The 24,240-nt window shown below is 66.0% G+C and carries 26 protein-coding genes and 1 pseudogene; 14 read left to right on the top strand and 13 right to left on the bottom strand.

The window, feature by feature from the left end:
• Positions 1 to 71 precede the first annotated feature (71 nt).
• Genes SP5_RS02355 through mtaB form a run of 3 tightly spaced genes read right to left on the bottom strand, consistent with a single transcriptional unit; the run spans position 72 to position 2,862 of the window.
• Positions 72 to 689, bottom strand: coding sequence for a septation protein A (locus tag SP5_RS02355; protein ID WP_042483527.1), 618 nt, complete (start codon positions 687 to 689; stop codon positions 72 to 74).
• Positions 686 to 1,621: a signal recognition particle-docking protein FtsY gene (gene ftsY, locus SP5_RS02350; RefSeq protein ID WP_042483525.1), complete on the bottom strand. Its 936-nt coding sequence runs from the start codon at positions 1,619 to 1,621 to the stop codon at positions 686 to 688. Before ftsY ends, SP5_RS02355 begins: the two co-directional genes overlap by 4 nt.
• Complete coding sequence (mtaB, locus tag SP5_RS02345) at positions 1,618 to 2,862, bottom strand: tRNA (N(6)-L-threonylcarbamoyladenosine(37)-C(2))-methylthiotransferase MtaB (protein WP_042483522.1); 1,245 nt, start codon at positions 2,860 to 2,862, stop codon at positions 1,618 to 1,620. Before mtaB ends, ftsY begins: the two co-directional genes overlap by 4 nt.
• On the opposite strand from mtaB, the gene SP5_RS02340 reads away from it, so the two are divergent.
• Positions 2,861 to 3,436, top strand: a complete 576-nt coding sequence (locus SP5_RS02340) for a DUF924 family protein (protein WP_042483519.1) — start codon at positions 2,861 to 2,863, stop codon at positions 3,434 to 3,436. The genes mtaB and SP5_RS02340 overlap by 2 nt on opposite strands.
• On the opposite strand, the gene SP5_RS02335 is transcribed toward SP5_RS02340, so the two are convergent.
• The gene (locus tag SP5_RS02335) at positions 3,411 to 4,952 is read right to left on the bottom strand and encodes a putative bifunctional diguanylate cyclase/phosphodiesterase (protein ID WP_042483517.1); all 1,542 of its coding nucleotides are present in this window, start codon (positions 4,950 to 4,952) and stop codon (positions 3,411 to 3,413) included. The genes SP5_RS02340 and SP5_RS02335 overlap by 26 nt on opposite strands.
• A 253-nt stretch (positions 4,953 to 5,205) precedes the next feature.
• On the opposite strand from SP5_RS02335, the gene ffh reads away from it, so the two are divergent.
• The 4 genes from ffh (at position 5,206) to rimM (ending at position 7,887) form a co-directional block, all read left to right on the top strand.
• The gene (ffh, locus tag SP5_RS02330; RefSeq protein ID WP_042483511.1) at positions 5,206 to 6,729 is read left to right on the top strand and encodes a signal recognition particle protein; all 1,524 of its coding nucleotides are present in this window, start codon (positions 5,206 to 5,208) and stop codon (positions 6,727 to 6,729) included.
• A 57-nt stretch (positions 6,730 to 6,786) separates the two neighbouring features.
• Positions 6,787 to 7,173, top strand: coding sequence for a 30S ribosomal protein S16 (rpsP, locus tag SP5_RS02325; RefSeq protein WP_007404083.1), 387 nt, complete (start codon positions 6,787 to 6,789; stop codon positions 7,171 to 7,173).
• Positions 7,174 to 7,280: 107 nt separating this feature from the next.
• Complete coding sequence (locus tag SP5_RS19415) at positions 7,281 to 7,421, top strand: hypothetical protein (RefSeq protein ID WP_167334667.1); 141 nt, start codon at positions 7,281 to 7,283, stop codon at positions 7,419 to 7,421.
• Entirely contained in the window at positions 7,393 to 7,887 is a 495-nt protein-coding gene (gene rimM / locus SP5_RS02320) for a ribosome maturation factor RimM (protein WP_042483564.1), read from the top strand. Before SP5_RS19415 ends, rimM begins: the two co-directional genes overlap by 29 nt.
• Here the strand turns inward: rimM and SP5_RS02315 are convergent.
• Complete coding sequence (locus tag SP5_RS02315; RefSeq protein ID WP_042483508.1) at positions 7,877 to 8,785, bottom strand: NAD(P)/FAD-dependent oxidoreductase; 909 nt, start codon at positions 8,783 to 8,785, stop codon at positions 7,877 to 7,879. The genes rimM and SP5_RS02315 overlap by 11 nt on opposite strands.
• Before the next feature lie 85 nt (positions 8,786 to 8,870).
• Here SP5_RS02315 and SP5_RS02310 point away from each other — a divergent pair, with 85 nt between their 5' ends.
• From SP5_RS02310 to rplS, 4 genes and pseudogenes are all read left to right on the top strand, one after another.
• Entirely contained in the window at positions 8,871 to 9,143 is a 273-nt protein-coding gene (locus SP5_RS02310) for an AbrB/MazE/SpoVT family DNA-binding domain-containing protein (protein ID WP_042483506.1), read from the top strand.
• Positions 9,136 to 9,519 (top strand): type II toxin-antitoxin system VapC family toxin, encoded by a 384-nt coding sequence (locus SP5_RS02305; RefSeq protein WP_042483563.1) that lies wholly within the window; start codon positions 9,136 to 9,138, stop codon positions 9,517 to 9,519. The genes SP5_RS02310 and SP5_RS02305 overlap by 8 nt, the downstream gene beginning before the upstream one ends.
• Positions 9,516 to 10,231 (top strand): annotated as a pseudogene (trmD, locus tag SP5_RS02300) (tRNA (guanosine(37)-N1)-methyltransferase TrmD); the annotation flags it as partial. The gene SP5_RS02305 and the pseudogene trmD, both read left to right, overlap by 4 nt.
• A 15-nt stretch (positions 10,232 to 10,246) precedes the next feature.
• Positions 10,247 to 10,639, top strand: a complete 393-nt coding sequence (gene rplS, locus SP5_RS02295; RefSeq protein ID WP_042483560.1) for a 50S ribosomal protein L19 — start codon at positions 10,247 to 10,249, stop codon at positions 10,637 to 10,639.
• Between the two features lie 262 nt (positions 10,640 to 10,901).
• Here rplS and SP5_RS02290 read toward each other — a convergent pair whose 3' ends face one another.
• From SP5_RS02290 to SP5_RS02255, 8 genes are all read right to left on the bottom strand, one after another.
• On the bottom strand, positions 10,902 to 11,543 hold the full coding sequence (locus tag SP5_RS02290) for a peptidylprolyl isomerase (protein WP_042483503.1): 642 nt from the start codon (positions 11,541 to 11,543) through the stop codon (positions 10,902 to 10,904).
• Between the two features lie 31 nt (positions 11,544 to 11,574).
• The gene (locus SP5_RS02285; protein ID WP_042483500.1) at positions 11,575 to 11,847 is read right to left on the bottom strand and encodes a hypothetical protein; all 273 of its coding nucleotides are present in this window, start codon (positions 11,845 to 11,847) and stop codon (positions 11,575 to 11,577) included.
• Positions 11,844 to 12,095 (bottom strand): hypothetical protein, encoded by a 252-nt coding sequence (locus SP5_RS02280; protein ID WP_042483496.1) that lies wholly within the window; start codon positions 12,093 to 12,095, stop codon positions 11,844 to 11,846. Before SP5_RS02280 ends, SP5_RS02285 begins: the two co-directional genes overlap by 4 nt.
• Positions 12,085 to 12,702: a hypothetical protein gene (locus tag SP5_RS02275; protein ID WP_042483493.1), complete on the bottom strand. Its 618-nt coding sequence runs from the start codon at positions 12,700 to 12,702 to the stop codon at positions 12,085 to 12,087. Before SP5_RS02275 ends, SP5_RS02280 begins: the two co-directional genes overlap by 11 nt.
• A 137-nt stretch (positions 12,703 to 12,839) precedes the next feature.
• Complete coding sequence (gene rpoD / locus SP5_RS02270) at positions 12,840 to 14,867, bottom strand: RNA polymerase sigma factor RpoD (protein ID WP_042483490.1); 2,028 nt, start codon at positions 14,865 to 14,867, stop codon at positions 12,840 to 12,842.
• 142 nt (positions 14,868 to 15,009) lie between these two features.
• Positions 15,010 to 16,857: a DNA primase gene (dnaG, locus tag SP5_RS02265; RefSeq protein WP_042483488.1), complete on the bottom strand. Its 1,848-nt coding sequence runs from the start codon at positions 16,855 to 16,857 to the stop codon at positions 15,010 to 15,012.
• 148 nt (positions 16,858 to 17,005) lie between these two features.
• Positions 17,006 to 17,320 (bottom strand): endonuclease domain-containing protein, encoded by a 315-nt coding sequence (locus tag SP5_RS18655; RefSeq protein WP_245613371.1) that lies wholly within the window; start codon positions 17,318 to 17,320, stop codon positions 17,006 to 17,008.
• 243 nt (positions 17,321 to 17,563) lie between these two features.
• On the bottom strand, positions 17,564 to 18,016 hold the full coding sequence (locus SP5_RS02255) for a GatB/YqeY domain-containing protein (RefSeq protein ID WP_042483483.1): 453 nt from the start codon (positions 18,014 to 18,016) through the stop codon (positions 17,564 to 17,566).
• 140 nt (positions 18,017 to 18,156) lie between these two features.
• Between SP5_RS02255 and carA the strand changes: the two genes are divergently transcribed.
• From carA to SP5_RS02235, 5 genes are all read left to right on the top strand, one after another.
• Positions 18,157 to 19,341 (top strand): glutamine-hydrolyzing carbamoyl-phosphate synthase small subunit, encoded by a 1,185-nt coding sequence (gene carA / locus SP5_RS02250; protein WP_042483480.1) that lies wholly within the window; start codon positions 18,157 to 18,159, stop codon positions 19,339 to 19,341.
• A 71-nt stretch (positions 19,342 to 19,412) separates the two neighbouring features.
• Complete coding sequence (locus SP5_RS19410; protein ID WP_167334666.1) at positions 19,413 to 19,640, top strand: hypothetical protein; 228 nt, start codon at positions 19,413 to 19,415, stop codon at positions 19,638 to 19,640.
• A gap of 51 nt (positions 19,641 to 19,691) precedes the next feature.
• Entirely contained in the window at positions 19,692 to 23,024 is a 3,333-nt protein-coding gene (gene carB, locus SP5_RS02245; RefSeq protein WP_042483477.1) for a carbamoyl-phosphate synthase large subunit, read from the top strand.
• A gap of 94 nt (positions 23,025 to 23,118) precedes the next feature.
• Positions 23,119 to 23,595, top strand: a complete 477-nt coding sequence (greA, locus tag SP5_RS02240; protein WP_042483476.1) for a transcription elongation factor GreA — start codon at positions 23,119 to 23,121, stop codon at positions 23,593 to 23,595.
• Between the two features lie 4 nt (positions 23,596 to 23,599).
• Positions 23,600 to 24,238, top strand: coding sequence for a rhomboid family intramembrane serine protease (locus SP5_RS02235; protein ID WP_042483473.1), 639 nt, complete (start codon positions 23,600 to 23,602; stop codon positions 24,236 to 24,238).
• Positions 24,239 to 24,240: the final 2 nt, after the last annotated feature.

Raw genomic sequence — 24,240 nt, 5'->3', positions numbered from 1 at the left:
GACGCCCTTTACGGCACGCCCCCTCCACCACCGCTTCGCGGCGGTCCCCCTCCCCGTGCCGGGGAGGATTGTCACTCCACCGGCGGTTCGTCGACCTTCGCCGCTTCGGCATTCAACCCATGCTTCAACAGCATCGGAATATTTGCGATCGCAAAGCCGATGGTCAGCGGCATCGCGCCCCACAGTTTGAAGCCGACCCAGAAATCCCAGGTCGAATTGCGCCACACCGCTTCGTTCAGCACCGCCATGAAGGCGAAGAAACAGGCCCAGTTGCGCGTCAGCTTGCGCCAGCCGAGTTCGGTTAGCCCCGGATAGACATTGCCCAGCACCATCTGGATCAGCGGCCGCCCGGTCGCCAGCCCGAAGAAGAGCAGCGCGGAGAACATCGCATAGACGATGGTCGGCTTCATCTTGATGAAGCGTTCGTCGTGGAAATAGAGGGTCAGGCCGCCGAACACGACGACCAGAATGCCTGACATCCACAGCATCGGCGAGATGCGGCCCAGCTTCACCTTGCTGACGATCATCGCCACCACGGTCGCCGCCATGAAGACGCCGGTGGCGACCAGCACGCGGGTCAGCGGACCGATCGGCGCGAGGAAATTGACCGCGAAGAACAGGACGAGCGGGCCATATTCGATACCGGCCTTCAGGCCGGGTCCGGCCTCCGTCTTGGGGGCGGGGCTCACTTGCGGCCTCCTTCGATCCCGGCGATGATCCGGCTGACCTCGTTGGCGTCGAAGGGGCGCAGGTCGGTCATGCCTTCGCCGACGCCGATGGCGTGGATGGGCAGGCCGTATTTCTCCGCCGCCGCGACCAGCACGCCGCCGCGCGCGGTGCCGTCCAGCTTGGTCATGACCAGCCCGGTGACGCCCGCCACGTCCTTGAACACCTCGATCTGGTTGAGCGCGTTCTGGCCGGTGGTGGCGTCGAGCACCAGCAGGATGTCGTGCGGCGCGTCGGGGTTCAGGCGGCCGAGCACGCGGCGGATCTTGGACAGTTCGTCCATCAGCTCGCGCTTGTTCTGGAGGCGTCCGGCGGTGTCGACGATCAGCACGTCGATGCCGGTCGCGGTCGCCTGCTTCACCGCCTCATAGACGATGCCCGCCGCATCGCCGCCCTCCTTGCCCGACACGATCGGCACGCCGACCCGCTCGGCCCAGGTGGCGAGCTGGCCGATCGCGGCGGCGCGGAAGGTGTCGCCCGCCGCGAGCATCACGCCGTAATCCTGCTCCATGAACAGATGCGCCAGCTTGGCGATGGTCGTGGTCTTGCCCGAACCGTTGACGCCGATGACCAGGATCACCTGAGGCCGGGGAAAGGCGTCTATCTCCAACGGCGTGGCGACCTTGGCCAGCGCCTTCTCCACTTCCTCGGCGACGACCAGGCGGATGCCCAGATCCTCCATGTTCCGCTCGAAGCTGCCCTCGGCCAGGCGGGTGCGGATATGGCCCGCCGTCTCCGGCCCAAGGTCGGAGGCGATCAGCGCTTCCTCGATCTCGTCGAGCGTATCGTCGTCGAGACGCGCGGTGCCCAGGCCCGCCAGATTGCCGACCAGCCGGTCCGAGGTGCGACGAAAACCGCCGAGCAGCTTTTCGTGCCAGGAGGAGGAAGAACTCATGCCAATTGTCCGATCAGATGGGTTTCGGTCGCCGCCGTGACCCGAACGCGGGCGATGCGGCCCGGTTCGGCGGTGGGGGTAAAATGAATGTCGGCGAAGTCCGGCGCATGGCCGCGCGTGCCCGGCCGCTCGACCAGCACGTCGCGGGTCTGGCCGATCTGCGACGCCAGCCAGTCGCGGCGGCGGCGCGCGGCGGCCTCGCGCAAGGTAGCGGCGCGCTCGCGGCGAAGCGGGTGGGGCACCTGCGGCATCCGCGCGGCGGGCGTGCCGTCGCGCGCCGAATAGGGGAAGATATGCGCATGGACGATGCGGGCGTCGTCGATCAGCGCCAGTGTATCCGCCGCCATCGCCTCATCCTCGGTCGGGAAGCCCGCGATCAGGTCCGCGCCGATGGCGATCTCGGGACGCGCGGTCAGCAGCCGCTCGACGATCGCCACCGATTGCGCGCGGCTGTGGCGGCGCTTCATCCGCTTGAGGATCAGGTCGTTGCCTGCCTGGAGCGAGAGGTGGAGGTGCGGCATCACCCGTGCCTCGCCGGTCACCAGCTCGAACAGCCGGTCGTCGATCTCGATCGAATCGAGCGAGGACAGGCGGAGCCGGGGCAGGGCGGGCACATGGGTCAGGATGCGCTCGACCAGCAGGCCCAGGCTCGGCTGGCCGGGCAGGTCGTGGCCATAGCTGGTCAGGTCGACGCCGGTCAGCACCACCTCGCGGTGACCTAGTTCGACCGCGCGCGTAATGCGCTCGATCACCAGCCCAGCGGGGACCGAACGGCTAGGGCCACGCCCGGTCGGGATGATGCAGAAGGTGCAGGCATGGTCGCAGCCATTCTGCACCTCGACGAACGCCCGCGCATGACTAGCAAAGGCCGATACCAGATGCGGTGCCGTCTCGACCACCCGCGACAGGTCGGTGACCAGCATCGGTTCGGCCGAGGCCCAGGCCTCGGGGCGCAGCTTGTCGGCATTGCCCAGCACGCGTGCGACTTCGGGCATGGCGGCGAAGCTGGCCGGGTCGATCTGCGCGGCGCAGCCCGTCACGACGATCTGGGCATCGGGCCTCGCCTTGGCCGCGCGGCGGATCGCGGCGCGGGTCTGCTTGACGGCTTCGTTGGTGACGGCGCAACTGTTCACGACGACCATGTCCTCCCGCCCCGCGGCCAGCGCGCGGATCGTTTCGCTCTCGGCGATGTTCAGGCGACAGCCCAAACTGATAATCTCGGGTCCAGGGAGGGGCGACATGACCGCCGATCTAGGGATGGATGAACGACGTGTCCACGCGGACGCGAAAGCGGTGCTCGACTTCTGGTTCGGACTGGACCCCGAAAAGCATTTCGCCAAGGACGATGCGCTCGACCGCGTGATCGCCGAGCGGTTCGGGGCTTTGCGCGATCAGGTGCTGGCGACCGATGCGATCGGCTGGCGCGACGATCCCGACACGCTGCTGGCGGCGATCCTGTTGCTCGACCAGTTTTCGCGCAACCTGCACCGGGGATCGGCGCAGGCCTATGCCGCCGATCCGCTGGCGCTGGAGCTGTGCCTGACGGCGATCGATGCCGGGTGGGAGGATCGCTATCCGCCCGACCGGCTGGCCTTTGTCTATATGCCGCTGATGCATGCCGAGTCGCGTGCGATGCAGGATCTGAGCGTCGCGAAGTTCACCGAGCTGGGACGCCCGGAAAACCTCTCCTTCGCCCGCGACCACCGTGACGTCATCCGGCTTTATGGTCGCTACCCCAGCCGCAATGCGGCGCTGGGCCGGGCCTCGACCGAGCCGGAGCGCGAGTATCTCAGCCGGCCAGACGCGGGGTGGTGAGCGAGGAGGGAGAGATACCCGCGAGCAGCCGCTTTTCCGCCAGCATCTGACGCACCTGCGCCAGATCGAGCGGCGGACCATAGAGCGAGCCCTGCCCGTGCGAGCAGCCGATGTCGCGCAGCCGCATCTCGATATCCAGATCGCGCACGCCCTTGGCCGCGATCGGCAGGTGCAGGCTGTCGCCCAGATGGACGATCGCGGTGACGATGGCGCAGCAATCCGGGTCCGCGGCCATGTTGCGGATGAAATTCGGGTCGATCCGCACCCGGTCGAAGGGCAGGGCACGCAGATGCGCCAGGCTGGAATAGCCGCGCCCGAACGCGTCGAGCGCCAGCGCGATGCCCTGGTTCTTCAGGCTGATGACGATCGACTGCGCCAGCGCCAGATTGGCGAACAGCGCATTCTCGGTGATCTCGATCTCCAGCCGGTGTGCGGGGAAGCCGCACTCGGTCAGCGTCTTGATGACCTTCTGCGCCAGCCAGGCATCCTGGAATTGCGACGCCGCCAGCGGGACCGACAGGGTGATCGACGGGTCCCAGTCGCGCGCGGCCGCCATCGCCTGTCGCATCAGCGCCAGCGAAACCTCGCCCGACAGGCCACAGGCCTCGGCGACGGGCATGAAGCGCTCGGCGGTCATCGCGCCCAGGGTGGGATGATCCCAATAACCCGATACCTCGAACCCGGTCAGGCGCGCGGTGCCCAGATCGACCTGCGCCTCGAACCGGGGCTGGATATCGCCGCGCGCCAGCGCCGCGCGCAGGTCGGTGATGATGGCGTTGCGCTCGGCCATCGCCTCTTCCATCGCAGGCGCGAACCAGAGCGGCTTGCCGTCGCTGCGCGCCTTGGCGGCGATCAGCGCCAGATCGGCCTGGCGGACCAGCCGGTCGACCGTCGCGGCCCCGTCATCGATGCGGGTCAGCGCGATGGCGGCGCGGGGCGTCAATTCCTGGTCGATCAGCTTCACCGGCTGGCCAAGTCGCACCGCCAGCCGTTCGGCCAGCCGCTCGATCCGATCACGACCGCGCGGGTCGAAGGGGATCAGGCAGCCGAAGCAATCGCTCTCGAACCGCGCGACGATCGCGTCGGACGGGGCCTCGTCGCGGATGGTCTTGGCGACATGGCGCAGCAGCAGGTCGCCCGCCTCATGGCCCAGTGACCCGGCGATGGCACGGAAACGGTCGATATCGACGAGCATCAGCGCAATGCCGCGGTGGCGGCGCTGCATATTGTCGATCATCGCCTGCCCGGCATCGTGGAAATAGCGGCGATTGGTCAGCCCGGTCAGGGGATCGATCTGCTCGACATCGGGCGCCCACGCGGCAGAGGCGGGCAGACGCCAATGGACAAGGATGGCGGCGACGGCCGTTGCGGACAGCAGGAGTTTCGCGGGCAAGGTCAGGCCCAGCTGGATCAGGATGATCGCAGTGGCCAGCAACGCGATGCCAATCGCCACCGCCGCGCCCGTAAGGCCCGCAGAAGCAGGGATATTGGCAACAGGTTGACGCGACCCGGACATGACCTAGCGGTCGCATGTCAGGAGTGTACAATAGGTTAACGCCACTGCCCGATCAGGCCCGGGCGCGCCCGGCTTGCGCCCGTCCGCATTTTCCCATAAGAGCGTCCTCAAGTTCCGTTTCGGAATGTGAAAGTGAAGCGCCCAAGGGCGCACGCTGGCCGGCGAGGTTTCGCCCGCCGGCGCTTTTGCGTTTGGCGGTGCGAAGCGGGTTTTTGGGCCGGGCTCTCCGGCTCGGGTTTGACGAGGTGAGGCGATGTTCGACAGCTTGAGCGATCGGCTTGGCGGCGTATTCGACCGCCTCCGCGGCCGTGGCGCGCTGACCGAGGCGGATGTCCGCACCGCGATGCGCGAAGTGCGCGTGGCGCTGCTGGAAGCCGACGTCGCGCTGCCCGTCGCACGCGATTTCGTCGACAAGGTCACCGAACAGGCGATCGGCCAGAACGTCCTGCGTTCGATCACGCCGGGCCAGCAGGTCGTCAAGATCGTTCACGACGCGCTGGTCGAGATGCTGGGCGCGGATGCCAGCGAGTTGCTGCTCGACGTCACGCCGCCCGCCGTCGTGATGATGGTCGGCCTTCAGGGCTCGGGCAAGACCACGACCACCGCCAAGATCGCCCGCCGCCTGTCGAGCGGGGCGATGGGCCGCGATCGCAAGAAGGTGCTGATGGCGTCGCTCGACGTCAATCGTCCGGCCGCGCAGGAGCAGCTCGCGACGCTGGGCACCCAGGTCGAGGTCGCGACCCTGCCGATCATCCAGGGCCAGCAGCCGGTCGAGATCGCGCGTCGCGCGATGCAGGCCGCCAAGCTCCAGGGCTATGACGTCCTGATGCTCGACACCGCAGGGCGCCTGCACGTCGACCAGGCGCTGATGGACGAGATGAAGGCGGTGGCGGAAATCGCCCAGCCGCAGGAAATCCTGCTCGTCGTCGACTCGCTGACCGGGCAGGACGCGGTGAACGTCGCGACCAGCTTCTCGGAGCAGGTGCCGCTGACCGGCGTGGTGCTGACCCGCATGGACGGCGATGCGCGCGGTGGTGCGGCGCTGTCGATGCGCGCGGTCACCGGCAAGCCCATCAAGTTCGCCGGTGTCGGCGAGAAGATGGACGCGCTGGAAGCCTTCCACCCGGAGCGTGTCGCGGGCCGCATCCTCGGCATGGGCGACGTCGTGTCGCTGGTCGAGCGCGCCGCCGAGACGATCCAGCAGGAAGATGCCGAGCGCATGGCCATGAAAATGGCCAAGGGGCAGTTCGACCTGAACGACCTGCGCGGCCAGCTGGCCCAGATGCGCCGCATGGGCGGGCTGGGAGCGCTGGCGGGCATGATGCCGGGCATGAAGAAGGCGCAGAACGCGCTCAATGATGCCGGTGGCGACAAGATCCTGCTCCGCATGGATGCGATCATCACCTCGATGACCGTCAAGGAGCGGGCCAAGCCCGAGCTGGTCAACGCCAAGCGCAAGATCCGCATCGCCAAGGGTTCCGGCACCACGGTGCAGGACGTGAACAAGCTCCTGAAGATGCATCAGGAAATGGCCACGGCGATGAAGAAGATCAAGAAGATGGGCGGCATCAAGGGCATGATGTCCATGCTCGGCAAGGGCGGCCTTGGCGGCCTGGGCAATGCGCTGGGCGGTCCGCAGATGGGCGAGATGCTCAACAAGGCGGGTGGCGGTGGCGGCCTGCCGGGCATCGGCGGCATGGGGGCGGGCGGCGGCAAGCTGCCCGAGGGAATGCCCAAGCTGCCGCCCGGCTTCGAGAATCTCCTAAAGAAGAAATAACCCCCGCGCCGGACGGAATGCCGGTGGATTTGAACGTTTTAACTCAAGGACTGAAATATGGCTCTCAGCATTCGTCTGTCGCGTGGTGGCTCGAAGAAGCGCCCTTACTACCGCATCGTGGTGGCTGACGCCCGCGCGCCGCGCGACGGCAAGTTCATCGAGAAGATCGGTAACTACAACCCGCTCCTCGCCAAGGACAATGACCAGCGCGTGCAGCTCGACGCCGAGCGCGCGAAGCACTGGCTGGCCAATGGGGCGCAGCCGACCGACCGCGTCGCCCGCTTCCTCGACGCCGCCGGCGTTCGTGAGCGCGCCGCTCGCAACAACCCGAACAAGGCGAAGCCGGGCGAAAAGGCCACCGAGCGCGCCGAAGAGCGTGCCGAGAAGCTGAAGGCCGCGCAGGAAGCCGCCAACGCTCCGGCCGAAGAAACCGCCGAAGCCTAATGGCTTTCGGCTTTGCGCTGCCCCGGTCGATCGCGATCGGGGCAGCGCAAGGCACCGGATACGGGGTCATGCGTTTCCCAAGGCCAATGGCTTGAGGAGATATGCGCATGACCCCGCCGACCGAACCCGATCCCCGGACCGCACCCGACGATCATGACGACGCGACCAACCAAGGCGTCTCCGCGCCAGACCCCGCCGAAGGCGGAGACGACAGCCCCGATGGCGACGGCAACTCGCCCAGCGGGTGAGCCGCACGTCACGCTGGCCGTCATCATCGGCGCGCATGGTATTACGGGCGAGGTTCGGCTGAAGGTCTTTGCCGACGACCTGTCGGACTATCGCTCGTTCAATGACGGCGCGCTGACGCTGAAGTCGGCCCGTGACGGTTCGAACGGCGTCATCGCGCGCTTCGCCGAAGTGACCGACCGCAACGCCGCCGAGGCACTGCGCGGTACGGAGTTGACGGTGCCGCGCTCTGCTCTGCCTCCGCTGGAGGAGGGCGAATATTATCATGCCGATATCATCGGCCTGTCCGCCATTGCCAGCGATGGCGAAGAACTGGGCCATGTCGCGCTGATCGAGAATTTCGGAGCGGGCGACGTGCTCGAGATCGAACGCCCAGATGGCCGCCGCTTCATGGTGCCGATGAACGCCCAGGCCGTGCCCGAATGGGATCAGGACCGCCTGATCGTCGAGCGCAGCTTCATCGCCTGATCGGCGACTGCTCGCTCAACAGGTTGCGGATCGTCGTCGCTGCGACCCCGGCCTCGCCCATGGCATGGCTGATCTGATCCAGCCCCTTCACCACATCTCCCGCCGCGAACAGGCCGGGGACCGAGGTGCGTTGATGGTCGTCGACCTCCAGGCATCCGCTCGGGTCCGCCTTCGCGCCCGCCGCTACCGCCAGTTCGGACCGGATGCGGGAACCCATCGCCGGATAGACGCTGTCGAACCGCATACGCCCGCTCGCCGTGTCGAGCGCGATGTGTTCGCCTTCGATGGCCCAGCCGCCGCACGGACCATCGACGCGCGCTACACCCGCTTCGTCCAATGCCCGCGCGCAGCCGGGATCGAGATCGTGCCCGGCATCGGGGGCAATCAGCGTCACGTCTCTGGTAAAGCCGCGCAGGAACAGCGCCTCGCGCATCCCATGGTCGCTGGTGCCGATCACGCCGACACGCTTGTCGGTGACTTCATAGCCGTCACAGACCGGGCAATAGCGGATCAGCCCGCGCTCCAGCGCCGGGTCATGGACTTCGGGCAGCAGCTTGCGGGGGCGATGGTTGACGACGCCGGTGGCGAGCAGGACGGTGCGCGTTTGATATTCGGCATCATCGGCCACGACGCGAAAATGGCCGCCTTCTGGGTGGATCGCCGAGACGCGGTGCGGTGTGCAATGCGCACCGTAACGGCGCGCCTGGTCGTGCATGCGTGACAGCAGCGCCTTGCCGCTGATCCCTTCCGGGAAACCGGCATGATTGTGCGTACACGGGATCATCGCCGCCCGGCTCGACCCGCTGTCGAACATATGGATGCGCAGATGATAGCGGGCCAGATAGATCGCCGCCGTCAAGCCAGCAGGCCCCGCGCCGATGATGATGCAATCGTCCATGGCGGGGCAAAGCGCGAGCGTCCGCAACGTTCCTTGGCAGCATGTCGCGAACCATGTATATACATGGCGTATATACGGAGGCGTTATGAGCAAGGTCTATCAGGCAAAGGTCTTTCGCTCCGGCAATTCACTGGCGCTGCGGCTACCCGCCGCGCTGGGGCTGGCGGAAGGAACCGAGATGACCCTGCGGGAAGAGCAGGGGCGCTATGTGTTCGAGCCGGTGGAAGCGCCGCGCAAGACGATCGACCTGACGGGCATCGCCGGGTCGATGCCGTGGCTGAAGCCAATCGAGCGGGAAGATTTCGAAATGGAACCACGCGCGCTGGATTGGGAAGGGAAGATGCTTGGTCGTGATTGAGCCGCGCTATCTGCTCGATTCCAATATCTGTATCTACGTCCTTCGCGATGCGGGCGGCCGTGCAGCACAGCGACTCGCAACCTGCGAACCGGGCCGCGCCGTGGCCTCTGCGATCACCTATGCCGAGATCATGCGCGGACTGGAGCGCCATGGCACAGAGGCAGTGGCGGCGTTCGATCGCTTTTTCGATCGGGTGCCGATATTGCCGTTCGACCGGCACGCAGCATCGGCTTATGCGGAAATCCCGTTCCAGCGAGGGAGGTTCGATCGCCTGATCGGCGCCCATGCCCTGGCGACGGGCCTGACGCTGGTGACCAACAACGAAGCCGACTTCGCCGACATCCCCGGCCTGACCATCGAGAACTGGACGCTGTGACCTTTCGCGCGACGATATTGACGCTCTACCCGGAGATGTTTCCCGGACCGCTGGGCCATTCGCTGGCGGGGAGGGCGTTGCGCGAGGAGCGGTGGGCGCTGGAGACGGTGCAGATTCGCGACTTCGCCACCGACAAGCATCGTTCGGTCGACGATACGCCTGCGGGCGGCGGGGCGGGCATGGTGCTGCGCGCCGATGTGCTGGCCGCGGCGGTGGATTCGGTCGCCGACGACCGGCCCGTGCTGGCGATGACGCCGCGTGGGCGCCCGCTGACCCAGCCGCGCGTGCGCGAGCTGGCGGCGGGGCCGGGCGTCACCGTCCTGTGCGGTCGGTTCGAGGGGTTCGACGAGCGGCTGTTCGAAGCACGCGGCATCGAACAGGTCTCGATCGGCGACTATATCCTGTCGGGTGGCGAGATGGGCGCGCTGGTGCTGCTCGACGCTTGCGTTCGGCTGCTTCCCGGCGTAATGGGCGCGGCCTCCAGTGGAGTCGAGGAAAGCTTCGAAAGCGGCCTCCTCGAATATCCGCAATATACCCGTCCCGCCGAGTGGGAAGGGCGCACGATCCCTGAAGTGCTGCGATCGGGGGATCATGCGAAAATCGCAAAATGGCGTCATGCCAGGGCTTGCGAGGATACACGGTCAAGGCGGCCGGACCTTTGGGAACGTCATGAGGGCGTTCGGGTCGGTCGCCCTCTGGCGCGCGGCGACGATTGAGGAATGAAGTCATGAACGTGATCCAGCAGATCGAAGCTGAGCAGATCGCCAAGTTCAACGAGACGAAGAAGATCCCCGAATTCCGCCCCGGCGACACGCTGAAGGTCGGTGTGAAGGTCGTCGAAGGCGAGCGCACCCGCGTCCAGTTCTATGAGGGCGTCTGCATCGCCCGCTCGAACAAGGGCATGGGATCGTCGTTCACCGTTCGCAAGATCTCCTTCGGTGAGGGCGTGGAGCGCGTCTTCCCGCTCTACTCGCCGAACGTCGACTCGATCGAAGTGGTTCGTCGCGGCGCCGTGCGTCGTGCGAAGCTCTATTACCTGCGTGGTCGCACCGGCAAGTCGGCGCGTATCGCCGAGCGTCGCGATCCGCGTCCGGCCAAGGGCACCGCAGCCGCCGAGTAATCGGCCCGGCGGACCCTTTGTGGTTCGACAGGGAAGGGGCGGTGGCACCAGACGGTGCCGCCGCCCTTTTTCTTTACGAAGGCCCCCACATCCGTTCAGCGGGGGCATATTTCGATTGCGGGAGGGAGCACCTCGCGCTCCGTTCAGCCTGAGCGAAGTCGAAGGCCGCGCCCAGGCGGCGACCGCGAGCGGGCCGGACCCTGTTGGGTTAGGCCATCCCTTGGCCTTCGACTTCGCTCAGGCTGAACGGAGGGGGGTGGGATCACCCCCCAAAATTATACAGCCACATGCGCGGTTCCTTGGTCGGCTGCGGCTTGCCGTCCAGCCGCTTGGCGGAGATCAGCGTGACGGGCTTCAGGATCATCTGCCCCTTCATCGCGTCCTGCCCACCGCCCGAGGGCTTGGCGAGGATCTTCTTCACCGTGTCCATCCCTGCGACGACGCGCCCGAATGCGGCATAGCCGTCATAGCCCGGCCGCGCGTCCATGCCGGGGGTCGGGCCGACGGTGATGAAGAAATTGCCGCCCGCCGAGGACGGCGTCGTCCCCCGCGCCATCGATATGGTAGCGTCGAGATGCTTGATCCCGGTCTGGCTCGTCTTCTCCAGAGGGAAGGGGGGCAGGATGCGGCGCGCATCGGTGCGGATGCCGCCCTGTACGAAGCCCTTTCTCGGATCGCGCTTGTCCCGCGCCGCGCGGTAGAAGCTGGTGCCGTCGAACCGGCCGTCATCGACATAGGCAAGGAAGTTCTTCGTGGTGGCAGGCGCCCGGCGTGTGTCGAGCGCCACGACGATCGGCCCCTCCGACGTGTTGAGCTGCACCCGGATGGTGCCGGGGCGGGGGACATTCTGGGTGGCGGGAGCAGCTGCGATCAGCAGGGCGAGAAACGGCAACGCATACTTCATGGCCGTATTCTAGCGGCTGCCACGACCGATGTCATTTACCCGAAGCCATCGCACCCCAGCCGTTCAGTGCAGGCACCAGATCGTCCGCCAAAGCCCTCAGCCGTTCGGCGAGGACGGGAGCGAGCGGCGGATGGTGGCGAACCTCGTCCATGAAGCGTGCGTCATACCCCCGGCCTCGAAATGCGGGTTGCAGCTCCACCAGTGCTTCCCCGCCATAAGGATCGTCACGGAGCATCTCGGTAGAGCTTTGTGCCATGAGGGCGGCGTCGCGCGTGCAAAGCCCCAACTGCTTGCGCAACTTCACGGTCGGATCGATCCTGAAAGGCCGTCCTGCGGCTCGGCGATCGGGTAGAGCGGGGCGGCTGCGGCCTTGGCCTCTGCCGTCCGGCCCAGTTGTTGTTGAAGCGCACAGGCGCGAATCCAGGCGAACTGGCGATCGCTGCCCTTGACCCGAACGTCCCCCGCGAAAAGACCGCCGGGTGCCTGGAAGCGCGCTTCGACCGCATCGATCGCGGCCAGCGCCTTGGCTGGACGGTGCAGGTCAAGCAGCACCGAGATCGAGCTTTGCAAGGTCCTTCCCCAGTGGCGGGATAGCGGCTTCCAGAACGTCCAGCCCCCCTTGGCGGTCGCCACGAACGTTGCTGGCCTTGGCCAACCATTGCGACATCGCCGCCCAATGGATCGACCAAAACGAGTTGCCCAATTGTGGCTCGGCGAGGCGGGCGTCCTCCATCAACCGGGTCGCCTCTGCGACCTGTCCCGCGGCCAACAGCGCATCGGCCAGTTGGAAATTCGGACGAAGACGCGGGCGGACGATCGAGGTGATCGCGCTTTCCGCCTGCTTGGTGCGCCCCTTCGCAAAGACGGCCCTTGCATCCGCGACCCGGGCATCGCGCCGGCCTACCAGCGAGGGACCTGTCCATCTCAGCAGTTGTGGCCAGATGGCGGCGAGGCGACGGTCCGCCAGCACGGCAAGGGCGTCATCGACATGGGCGATATCGACGACGCGTTCGCCTTCGGACGCACGGATCGTCAACGTCGCGTGGGTCGGCGACAGCGGGCGCAATATCACCTCACCGACCACGCCCTGTATGGTTGGCGCTATCGGGGCAGGGCTCTGCACGATCTCCGCCGTCGACAGGAAAACCGCGATGATCATGGCCCATATCCCCCGGTTCAGAGGATGGCCCGATCACTGTTCGCAGCGCAATCCTGCCCGAGGCGTAGCCCTTCAAAAGCAAAGGGGCCACCGATCCTGCGACCGGCGGCCCCTTGGATGATACTTGCGACCCGACCTTACTGGTCGAGGAAGCTGCGCATCTTGCGGCTGCGGCTGGGGTGCTTCAGCTTGCGGAGCGCCTTGGCTTCGATCTGACGGATGCGTTCGCGGGTCACGCTGAACTGCTGGCCGACCTCTTCCAGCGTGTGGTCGGTGTTCATGCCGATGCCGAAGCGCATGCGCAGCACGCGCTCCTCGCGCGGCGTCAGCGAGGCGAGGACGCGGGTGACCGTTTCCTTCAAATTCGCCTGGATCGCCGCATCTACCGGGATGACCGCGTTCTTGTCCTCGATGAAGTCGCCCAGATGGCTGTCTTCCTCGTCGCCGATCGGCGTTTCGAGGGAGATCGGCTCCTTGGCGATCTTCATCACCTTGCGCACCTTCTCCAGCGGCATGGAGAGGCGCTCGGCCATCTCCTCCGGGGTCGGCTCGCGGCCCTGCTCGTGCAGGAACTGGCGGCTGGTGCGGACCAGCTTGTTGATCGTCTCGATCATATGGACCGGGATACGGATGGTCCGCGCCTGGTCGGCGATCGAGCGGGTGATCGCCTGACGAATCCACCAGGTGGCGTAGGTGCTGAACTTGTAGCCGCGGCGATATTCGAACTTATCGACCGCCTTCATCAGGCCGATATTGCCCTCCTGGATGAGGTCCAGGAACTGCAGGCCGCGATTGGTGTATTTCTTGGCGATGGAGATGACGAGGCGCAGATTGGCCTCGACCATTTCCTTCTTGGCGATACGCGCCTCGCGCTCGCCCTTCTGCACCATGTTCACGATGCGGCGGAATTCGGTCAGCGCCATGCCGGTCTGCTGCGAGATGTCGGCGATCTCGCTGCGAATGCGGTCGACGGTCGCGGCTTCGTTGGTGGCGAAGTTGCCCCACTTCTTGTCCACGCCGCGCACCGTGTCGAGCCAGTTCTCGTCCAGCTCGTGACCCAGATAGCGGTCGAGGAAGTCCTTGCGATTGACCTTGTGTCGCTCGGCCAGGCGCAGCATCTGGCCGCCCAGCGCGGTCAGGCGACGGTTATAGGCATAGAGCTGGTCGACCAGGAATTCGATCTTGGCGTTGTGGAACTGGACGCTCTCGACCTCGGCGGTCAGCTCTTCGCGCAGCTTGTGGTACTTGCGCTCCTCGGCCGCCGACAGCTCGCCGCCCAGCGCCATGGATTCCAGGCGCTGCTGCTGGATCTTCGAGAATTTCTTGTAGATCGCGGTGATGTTGGCGAACTTCTCAAGCGCCTGCGGCTTGAGCGTCTCCTCCATCTGGGCGAGGGACAGGGTATTGTCCTCTTCCTCGTCCTCGGCGCGCGGGCCACGGCGCTCGCCGCCCTCGCCATCCTCGTCATCGACCGAGGGCTCCTCGGGCTCTTCCTCTTCCTTGAACTGGGGGCCGGCGTTCTTGGCGCTGATCTCGCCATTGTCGTCCTCGTCCTCCTCGCCCAGATTTTCCGGGCCGGCGTCCTTGGACAGCATGGCGTCGAGATCGAGGATCTCGCGCAACTGCATCGTGCCTTCGTTCAGCGCGGTCGACCAGTCGATGATCGCGTTGAAGGTGATCGGGCTTTCGCACAGCCCCAGGATCATCGTGTCGCGACCCGCCTCGATCCGCTTGGCGATGGCGATTTCGCCCTCGCGCGACAGCAGCTCGACCGCGCCCATCTCGCGCAGGTACATGCGGACCGGATCGTCGGTGCGATCGACGGTTTCCTTCTTCTTGGCCTCGGGCTGCGGACCGCCATCGGCGTCGGCATCCGTGGTTTCGGCGTCGTCGGCCTCTTCCTCGGACTCGCCGTCCTCGCCCTGCTCCTCATTCTCGACGATATTGACGCCCATCTCGTTCAGGGCGGCCATGATATCCTCGAGCTGGTCGGAGGACATCTGGTCCTGCGGCAGCGCTTCGTTCAACTGGTCGTATGTGATGTAGCCGCGCTTCTTGGCGCGCGCGATCAGCTTCTTGATCGACGCCTCGTTCAGGTCGATCAGCGGCGCATCGCCCGTTTCCGTGGTATCGGCCGTGTCCGCCGCCATATTCGCCTTCGCCATCAAATGCCCTCAGGGTTCCGTGCCCGGCCTCTGTCACACCGCTCGCAGGTGATGCAAGCGGGTGAGGGGGCCATGCGTAATTTTCCAGTGTGGACGTGGGTCGCCCAATATGCCCCGGATATGGGGCGGGAGAGGTGCTGTATCAAGCGGCCTCCCCGGCTTGCTTGTCGGCCAACTCATGGGCCGCTTCCAGCCAGCGATAGAGTTCGTCGCGCGATTGCGCGTGCGCGGCATGGCACCGCGTCTGCTCGGCGAAGCGATCCTCGGTCATGTCGGTCTGGAATGCCTGCACCGCGCGTTCGCGGTTCGCGCGCGTCTCGCTTTCCTCCAGCATGACCTCGATGATCTTTTCGAGATCGCGCACGGCGATCGCTGGATCGCTCGCCTTGCTGAAGAAGCTGAACGCCAGGTCGCGGGTATAGTCGCGCGCGTCGATCGGGTGGACGTCGGTGGTCGCCATGATCTGTTCGATCAGGCTTTCAGCCTCGGCCGCGTCTTTCCGCGACAGATGCGGATCGTTGACCGCCGCGTCGAGCAGGTGATGCCGCCAGTCGTTGAGATAGCGGTCGCCCATGTCCAACCGGCTGATCTCGTCCATATAGCGGCACAGGACATGCGGATAGCGCATGAGACCCAGCAGCACCGCGCGCTTCAGGCTGTATTCGACCCCGCGCCCGACATGGCGATTGGCCTCCGCCACCGCCTGATGCACCGCCGCCGCATTGACCCGGCGGATGCCGAAAATGTCGAAATAGCGCGACATCATCGCGCGCTTATATTCGTAGGCCAGATCCTTGTGCGGGATCTGCTGCGCCAGTTCCTCCAGCCGCTGTTTCAGCGCGGCGCGGCCCTCAGGCGTGTCGGTCTGGGCCTGCGCTATCTCCGATTGCCAGAGCAGGTCGCTGAGCGGCGTCGCGCGGGTGAGTACGTCCTCAAAGCCCGCCGCGCCCTTTTCCTGGATCAGGTCGTCGGGGTCCTGGCCCTGCGGCAGGGTGACGAAGGACAGGCTCTTGCCCGGCTGGAGCAGTGGCAGCGCGCGGTGCGCGGCGCGGATCGCGGCCTTCTGCCCCGCCGCATCGCCGTCGAAGCAGAGCGTCGGCACATCGACCATCCGCCAAAGCCGTTCCAGCTGATGCTCGGTCAACGCGGTGCCGAGCGGCGCGACCGCCTCGGCGATCCCGGCCTGGGCGAGGGCGATCACGTCCATATAACCCTCGACCACCAGCACGCGGCCGGACTTGCGCACGGCGGGAGCGGCGCGGTCGAGATTGTAGAGCGTGCGGCCCTTGTCGAAGAGCGGGGTGTCGGGGGAGTTCAGATATTTCGGCTCGCCATCGCCGATGATCCGGCCGCCGAACGCGATCACCCGGCCGCGCGCATCGCGGATCGGGATCATCAACCGGCCGCGGAACCGGTCATACGGGTCCTTGCCATCGACCTTGATGAGCAAGCCGCACTCGATCAGCGCCGGGTCGCCATAGTCCTTGAGCGCCGCCTTCAGCTTGCCGCGACTGTCGGGCGCGAAACCCAGGCCGAAGGCGCGGGCCGTATCGGGCGTCACCCGGCGGCGGGTCAGCAACTCGCGCGCGTCACCGCCCGACAGGCCGCCCAGCTGTTCGGAGAACCATGCGGCGGCATCGGCCATCGCGTCGTGCAGGCCCTTGGCACGCTCCGCTTTCTGCGCGGCACGGCGGTCCTGCTCGGGCATGTCCAGCCCGGCAACCTGCGCCAGTTCCTTGACCGCATCGATGAAGGGCAGGCCACGCTGGTCGGTCATCCAGCGAATGGCATCGCCATGCGCCGAACAGCCGAAGCAGTGGTAAAAACCCTTGTCGTCGTTGACGTAGAAGCTGGGCGTCTTTTCGTTATGGAAAGGGCAGCAGCCCTTATATTCCCGGCCCGCCTTTTGCAGCTTCACCGACTTGCCGATCAGCGCCGACAGACTGGTGCGAGCGCGAAGCTCGTCAAGGAATTGCGGGGTCAGGCTCATGGCGTCCTCGCGATTATAATGGGTAGCGGAAGAGGGGGTTTTTGGCAAGGGGCGGAGGGTGCGAATGGTCCGGGACGGCCCTCCCCTCGGTCCCCTCCCGCCTGCGGGAGGGGACCGAGGGGTGGAGCGCAGCCCTTTCCCCGGAGCGCTACAGGCCCCCCTCCCGCAGGCGGGAGGGGCTGGGGGAGGGCTTTTCCGCAAGCGCGCGCTCGATGGTCGCGACAACGCCTTCCAGATTTTGCAGGACGTCGTTGTTCCAGAAACGGATAACGCGCCAGCCTTGCGCTGCGAGATAGCGGGTTCGGGCTTCGTCGTAAGCGGCACGTTCGTCATGCTGGCCGCCGTCCACCTCGACGATCAGCTTTTCGGAGCGCGCGGCGAAGTCCGCGATGAACGGGCCGACCGGGACCTGCCGGTTGAAACGGACGCCCGCGACTTGGCGTCTTGACAGCGCCCGCCACAGTCGCCGTTCCGCATCGGTCGGGTTGAGGCGCAGTTCCCGGGCCTGTCGCGTCGGTCGGTCTTCGCGGAAGGGCCGGGGACCCTCCCCTCGGTCCCCTCCCGCCTGCGGGAGGGGCTGCGCTTGGGGCGGGGGCAGTCCCCTCCGCCAAATATAACAGGCTCCCCTCCCGCAGGCGGGAGGGGTTGGGGGAGGGGACCACGTTTCCGATCAGAACGATCCACCAGCCCCACTCCCCATCCTGAACTACGCCAACGCCGCCTTCACCAACCCGCTCGCCTTGCTCATATCCAGCACCGCCGCATGCCGCGCCTTCAACTCCGCCATGACGCGGCCCATGTCCTTCATGCCGCTCGCCCCGATCTCAACCTTGATCGCCTCGATCGCGGCCTTGGTCTCGTCCTCGGTCAGCGTTTGCGGCAGGAAGCGTTCGATCACCGTGACCTCGGCCTTCTCCGCGTCGGCCAGTTCCTGGCGGCCACCCTGTTCGTACATGGCGATCGATTCGCGGCGCTGCTTGACCATCTTCTGCAGCACTTCGATCACGACCATGTCGTCATCGGCGGGGGCTTCGCCGGTGCGGAGTTCGATGTCGCGGTTCTTGATGGCGGCCTGGATCAGGCTGATCGCCGCGCGGCTTTCCTTGTCGCCCGCTTTCATGGCGGCCAGCTGCGCGGCCTTGATGTCGTCGCGAATCATGTTTTTTCCGTCTTGTCTGAAAGGCGGGGACGATAGCCGATGGAACCAATTCCGTGAACCGGTTGACGCGAACGCCCGATGGCCCTAGCGGCCGCCACTTAGCGACATTGCAGACATTTTAGCAGGAGTGCCCGCCGATCATGGCCGACGCCAAGCCATTCGCCATGCCCGAAAAGCCTGAAGGCGCCACGGGCGTTCTCGTTCTGGCAAGCGGAGACGTGTTATGGGGGCGCGGTTTCGGCGTCGAGGGTGATGCCGTCGGAGAGGTGTGCTTCCATACCGCGATGACCGGCTATCAGGAGATCATGACCGACCCGTCCTTCGCGGGCCAGATCATCACCTTCACCTTCCCGCATATCGGTAACGTCGGCGCGAACCCCGACGATATCGAGGCGGACGCGCCGCACGCGCTGGGCATGATCGTCCGCGAGGACCCGACCGCCCCGTCCAACTTCCGCGCGATGGAGAATCTCTCCGGGTGGATGGCGCGGCACAACCGGATCGGCCTGGCGGGCATCGACACCCGCGCGCTGACCCGCCGCATCCGCGCAGGCGGCGCGCCGAACGGCGTGATCGCGCATTCGGCTTCGGGCGAGTTCGGCATCGCCGCGCTGCTCGAAAAGGCGAAGGCCTGGCCGGGCTTGGAGGGCATGGACCTCGCCAAGGACGTCTCGACCGAGCTGCATTATGGCTGGGGCGAGACGCGCGAAGGCGGGCTGTGGCGGCTGGGCTTCGGTTATGCCGGTGCCGAGGGCGCTGATCGCCCGCACGTCGTCGCGATCGATTATGGCAGCAAGCACAACATCTTCCGCAACCTTGTTCAGGCTGGGGCGAAGGTGTCGGTGGTGCCCGCCACGGCTTCGTTCGAGGATGTGATGGCGCTGAACCCGGACGGCATCTTCCTGTCCAACGGCCCCGGCGATCCGGCGGCGACGGGCGAATATGCGGTGCCGGTGATCCGCCAGCTGCTCGAGACGGGCAAGCCGCTGTTCGGCATCTGCCTGGGCCACCAGCTGCTGGGTCTGGCGGTCGGTGCCAAGACGTCGAAGATGCACCAGGGGCACCGCGGCGCGAACCACCCGGTCAAGCGCCTGTCCGACGGTCTGGTCGAGATCACCAGCATGAACCACGGCTTCGCGGTCGAGCGCGAGACGCTGCCCGCCAACGCGCGCGAGACGCATGTGTCGCTGTTCGACGGGTCGAATGCGGGTCTGGAATTGACCGACCGCCCGGCCTTCTCGGTCCAGTACCACCCCGAAGCCTCGCCGGGGCCGCAGGACAGCTTCTATCTGTTCGAGCGGTTCGTGGGGTCGCTTCGGAAATGAGGTTTGCGGCTTCCCCCTATGCTCTGATTGCGCTTGCCATGCTGGCTGGATGTGCAGGGCATTCGGGAGGAATGCCGCTTCTTACTCCAAAGGTATTTGCCCGCGCCGCTGCCAAATGTGGTGTCGTTACGACCCATGTTTCCCGCAAGCGGAAGGGCAGGATTCCTTACGCGACCTATAAAATCCTTGGCCCTGCCGGGGAGGTGCGCTCGGATGACGGAAAAAGCCGAGCCTGCCTGACGGACGCACTTCGCGGCTATCGATACGATTATCTGGGTGAGCAGTTTCCCGACACCTAGCACTGTGACGACAGCCCCTATCCTGCATTCCTTTTAAATGGTCATCGCCCAATGCCAAAACGCACCGACATCTCCTCCATCCTCGTCATCGGCGCTGGTCCGATCGTCATCGGTCAGGCGTGCGAGTTCGACTATTCGGGCACGCAGGCGATCAAGGCCCTGAAGGAAGAGGGCTATCGCATCGTCCTGGTCAATTCGAACCCGGCGACGATCATGACCGATCCCGAGCTGGCCGACGCGACCTATGTCGAGCCGATCACGCCCGCGGTCGTCGCCAAGATCATCGAGAAGGAGCGGCCCGACGCGGTCCTGCCGACCATGGGCGGCCAGACCGCGCTGAACACCGCGCTTGCGCTGTTCCATGACGGCACGCTGGAGAAGTTCGGCGTCCAGATGATCGGCGCCGATGCCGAGGCGATCGACAAGGCCGAGGACCGTCAGAAGTTCAAGGTCGCGATGGAGAAGATCGGGCTGGAATCGGCCCGCTCGGCCATCGCGCATTCCGAAAAGGAAGCGCTGGAGGGCCTGGAGAAGGTCGGCCTGCCCGCGATCATCCGCCCCAGCTTCACGCTGGGCGGCACCGGCGGCGGCGTCGCGTATAACCGCGAGGAGTTCATTGCGATCGTCCGCGCCGGGCTCGACGCCTCGCCGACGACCGAGGTGCTGATCGAGGAATCTCTCCTCGGTTGGAAGGAATATGAGATGGAGGTCGTGCGCGATCGCAACGACAATTCCATCATCATCTGCTCGATCGAGAATATCGATCCGATGGGCGTCCATACCGGCGACTCGATCACCGTCGCGCCCGCGCTGACCCTGACCGACAAGGAATATCAGATCATGCGCAACGCCAGCCTGGCGGTGCTGCGTGAGATCGGCGTGGAGACGGGCGGCTCGAACGTGCAGTTCGCGGTCAATCCGAAGGACGGCCGTCTGATCGTCATCGAGATGAACCCGCGCGTGTCGCGCTCCTCGGCGCTGGCGTCGAAGGCGACCGGCTTTCCGATCGCCAAGGTCGCGGCCAAGCTGGCGGTCGGCTATACGCTGGACGAGATCGAGAACGACATCACCGGCGCGACCCCGGCCTCGTTCGAGCCGACCATCGACTATGTCGTCACCAAGATCCCCCGCTTTGCCTTCGAGAAGTTCAAGGGCTCGGAGCCGGTGCTGTCGACCGCGATGAAATCGGTCGGCGAGGTGATGGCGATCGGCCGCAACATCCACGAGTCCATGCAGAAGGCGCTGCGCGGCCTGGAGACGGGGCTGAGCGGCTTCAACAATGTCGAGCATCTGGCGGGCGCCCCGCGCGCCGAGATCGAGGCGGCGCTCGCCAAGGCGACCCCCGACCGGCTGCTGGTCGCCGCCCAGGCCCTTCGTGAAGGCTTCACCGTCGCCGAGGTCCATGCGATCGCCAAGTACGATCCCTGGTTCCTGGAACGGATCGCCGAGATCGTCGCGGCCGAGGCCGAGGTCATGCAGAACGGCCTGCCGCAGGATGCGGCGGGAATGCGTCGCCTGAAGGCAATGGGCTTCTCCGACAAGCGGCTGGCCTGGCTGGCGCTGCAATCGGCGAATTTGCGCGGCATGGATCGCGGCATCGCCCGCGGCTCGGGCCTGATCCACGAAGTCGTCAAGATGATGACCGGCGGCGTGACCGAGCAGGAGGTGCGCGAGCATCGCCAGAAGCTGGGCGTGCGTCCGGTCTTCAAGCGGATCGACACCTGCGCGGCCGAGTTCGACGCCAAGACGCCGTATATGTACTCGACCTACGAAGCCCCGACCTTCGGCGAGCCCGAGGACGAAGCCGTTCCCAGCGACCGCAAGAAGATCGTCATCCTGGGCGGCGGTCCGAACCGGATCGGGCAGGGCATCGAGTTCGACTATTGCTGCTGCCACGCCTGCTTTGCGCTGGCGGATGCGGGCTATGAGACGATCATGGTCAACTGCAACCCGGAAACGGTCAGCACCGACTATGACACCTCGGACCGGCTGTATTTCGAGCCGCTGACCGCCGAGGACGTGCTGGCCATTCTCGACGTCGAGAAGTCGAAGGGCGAGCTGGTCGGCGTGATCGTCCAGTTCGGCGGCCAGACCCCGCTGAACCTCGCCCGTGCGCTGGAGTCGGCCGGTATCCCGATCCTCGGCACCAGCCCCGATGCCATCGACCTGGCCGAGGACCGCGAGCAGTTCGCCGCGCTGGTCGACAAGCTGAAGCTGCACCAGCCCAAGAACGGCATTGCGCGCAGCCGCGAGGAAGCGCTGATCGTCGCCGAGCGCGTCGGCTATCCGGTGCTGATGCGCCCCAGCTTCGTGCTGGGCGGCCGCGCCATGGAGATCGTCGACGGGCCGCAGCAGCTGGAGGATTATATCCAGACGGCGGTGCAGGTGTCGGGCGACGCGCCGGTGCTGATCGACCAGTATCTGCGTGACGCCATCGAGGTGGACGTGGACGCGATCTGCGACGGCGACCAGGTCGTCGTGGCGGGCGTGCTCCAGCATATCGAGGAAGCGGGCGTCCATTCGGGCGACTCCGCCTGCTCGCTGCCGCCCTACAGCCTGTCGGCCGAGATCATCGCCGAGATCGAGCGTCAGACCGAGGCGCTCGCGCGCGGCCTGAACGTGCGCGGCCTGATGAACATCCAGTTCGCGGTGAAGGACGGCACGGTCTACCTCATCGAGGTCAATCCGCGCGCCAGCCGCACCGTGCCCTTCGTCGCCAAGGCGATCGGCACGCCCATCGCCAAGATCGCCGCCCGCGTCATGGCGGGCGAAAAGCTGGCCGACCTGCCCCAGATCGACCGCCACATCGACTATTATGCGGTCAAGGAAGCGGTCTTCCCCTTCGCGCGCTTCCCCGGCGTCGATCCGGTCCTGTCGCCGGAGATGAAGTCGACGGGCGAGGTCATGGGCATCGACCCCGACTTCACCACGGCGTTCGCCAAGTCCCAGCTGGGGGCGGGCACCGTCCTGCCGACCGAGGGCGCGGTGTTCATTAGCGTCAAGGACGGCGACAAGGAACAGGTCGTTCCCGCCGCCCGGATGCTGGCCGAGGCGGGCTTCGCCATCGTCGCCACGGGGGGCACCGCCGATTATCTCGACCGCGCTGGCGTCAAGGTCGAGAAGATCAACAAGGTGGCGCAAGGGCGTCCACATATCGTCGACCGGATCAAGGACGGCGGCATCACCCTGATCTTCAACACGACCGAGGGGTGGCAGAGCCTGAAGGACTCCAAGCCGATCCGCGAAGCCGCGCTTGGCCAGAAGATTCCGTACTTCACCACAGCGCCCGCCAGCGTCGAGGCGGCGAAGGCGATTGCGGCGTCGGCGACCCGTGGTCTTGAAGTACGTCCCCTGCAATCCTACTATTCGCGTTCGCACAACTGATCCCGACATGAGAACATGATGTGCTGGCGGGCTGCCCTCCCGGTTTGAGAGGGCAGCCCGTACCGGGAATGCGTAAGAATTGGGGACTAGGAATATGGCGACCGTCGAAAAGATGCCGATGCTCCAGGAGGGCTATGACAAGCTCACCCAGGACCTGCGGCGTCTGAAAGAAGAGCGGCCGCTGATCGTCGACGCGATCGAGGAAGCACGGGCGCACGGCGACCTGTCCGAAAACGCCGAATATCATGCGGCCAAGGAACGGCAGGGTCAGGTGGAGGCGACGATCGCCGACATCGAGGACAAGCTGAGCCGTGCCCAGATCATCGACCCGAAGGATCTGTCGGGCGACAAGATCGTGTTCGGTGCGACCGTCACGCTGCTCGACGAGGACGACAAGCCGGTCAAGTACCAGATCGTCGGCCAGACCGAGGCGGACGCCAAGACCGGCCGGATCAGCTATAACTCGCCGCTCGGCCGCGCGCTGATCGGGCGCAAGCTGGACGAAGAGGTCGAGGTGACGGTGCCGTCGGGCGACCGTTATTACGTCGTCAGCAAGATCGAGTTCATCTGATCCGATGAATTGGGCAGCGGCACGGGCCACGACGGCCATCGCGGTCGTCACGGCGGCCGTGTCGCTGATCCTTATCCTGACCGGCATGGTGCCGGATGCGGCGGTCGCGGGCGGCTTCATCCCGCTGCGTTTCGAGGGCGCGGTGCTGCCGCCCGATTTCGGCTTTGCGGTGCCGACGCTGCTGACCCCGCTGAGCGCGACGCTGATCCATGGTGGGTTTGCGCATATCGCCTTCAATCTGGTGATGCTGGTCTATTGCGGCGCGCAGACCGAGCGCGCGCTGGGGCCGCGCGGGATTGCAGTCCTGTACGTGGTGGGCGCCTATGCCGCCGCGATGGCGCAATATGTTCCCGATCCCGCGTCGCCCATGCCAATGATCGGCGCCAGCGGTGCGATCTCGGCCATCGTCGGGGCCTATGCGCTGCTGTTCGGGCGGCGGCGTGCGACAAAGGGCATTGCCGGACTGTCGGCAGAGTTCACCCATGTCCTGTGGCTGGCCGCGGGGTGGATCGGCATCCAGCTGCTGCTGGGCTATGCCGGTATGGGGATGGGCGCGATCGCGGTCGCCGCGCATATCGGCGGGTTCATCGCCGGGCTGGTTTTTGCCAAGCCGCTGCTGCTGTGGCGTTATCGCAACGCTTGACG

Source organism: Sphingomonas parapaucimobilis NBRC 15100 (assembly GCF_000787715.1).
Taxonomy (GTDB): Bacteria; Pseudomonadota; Alphaproteobacteria; order Sphingomonadales; family Sphingomonadaceae; genus Sphingomonas; species Sphingomonas parapaucimobilis.
The sequence above is the reverse complement of the archived record's forward strand: the minus strand, read 5'-3'. Positions and strand labels throughout refer to the sequence as shown.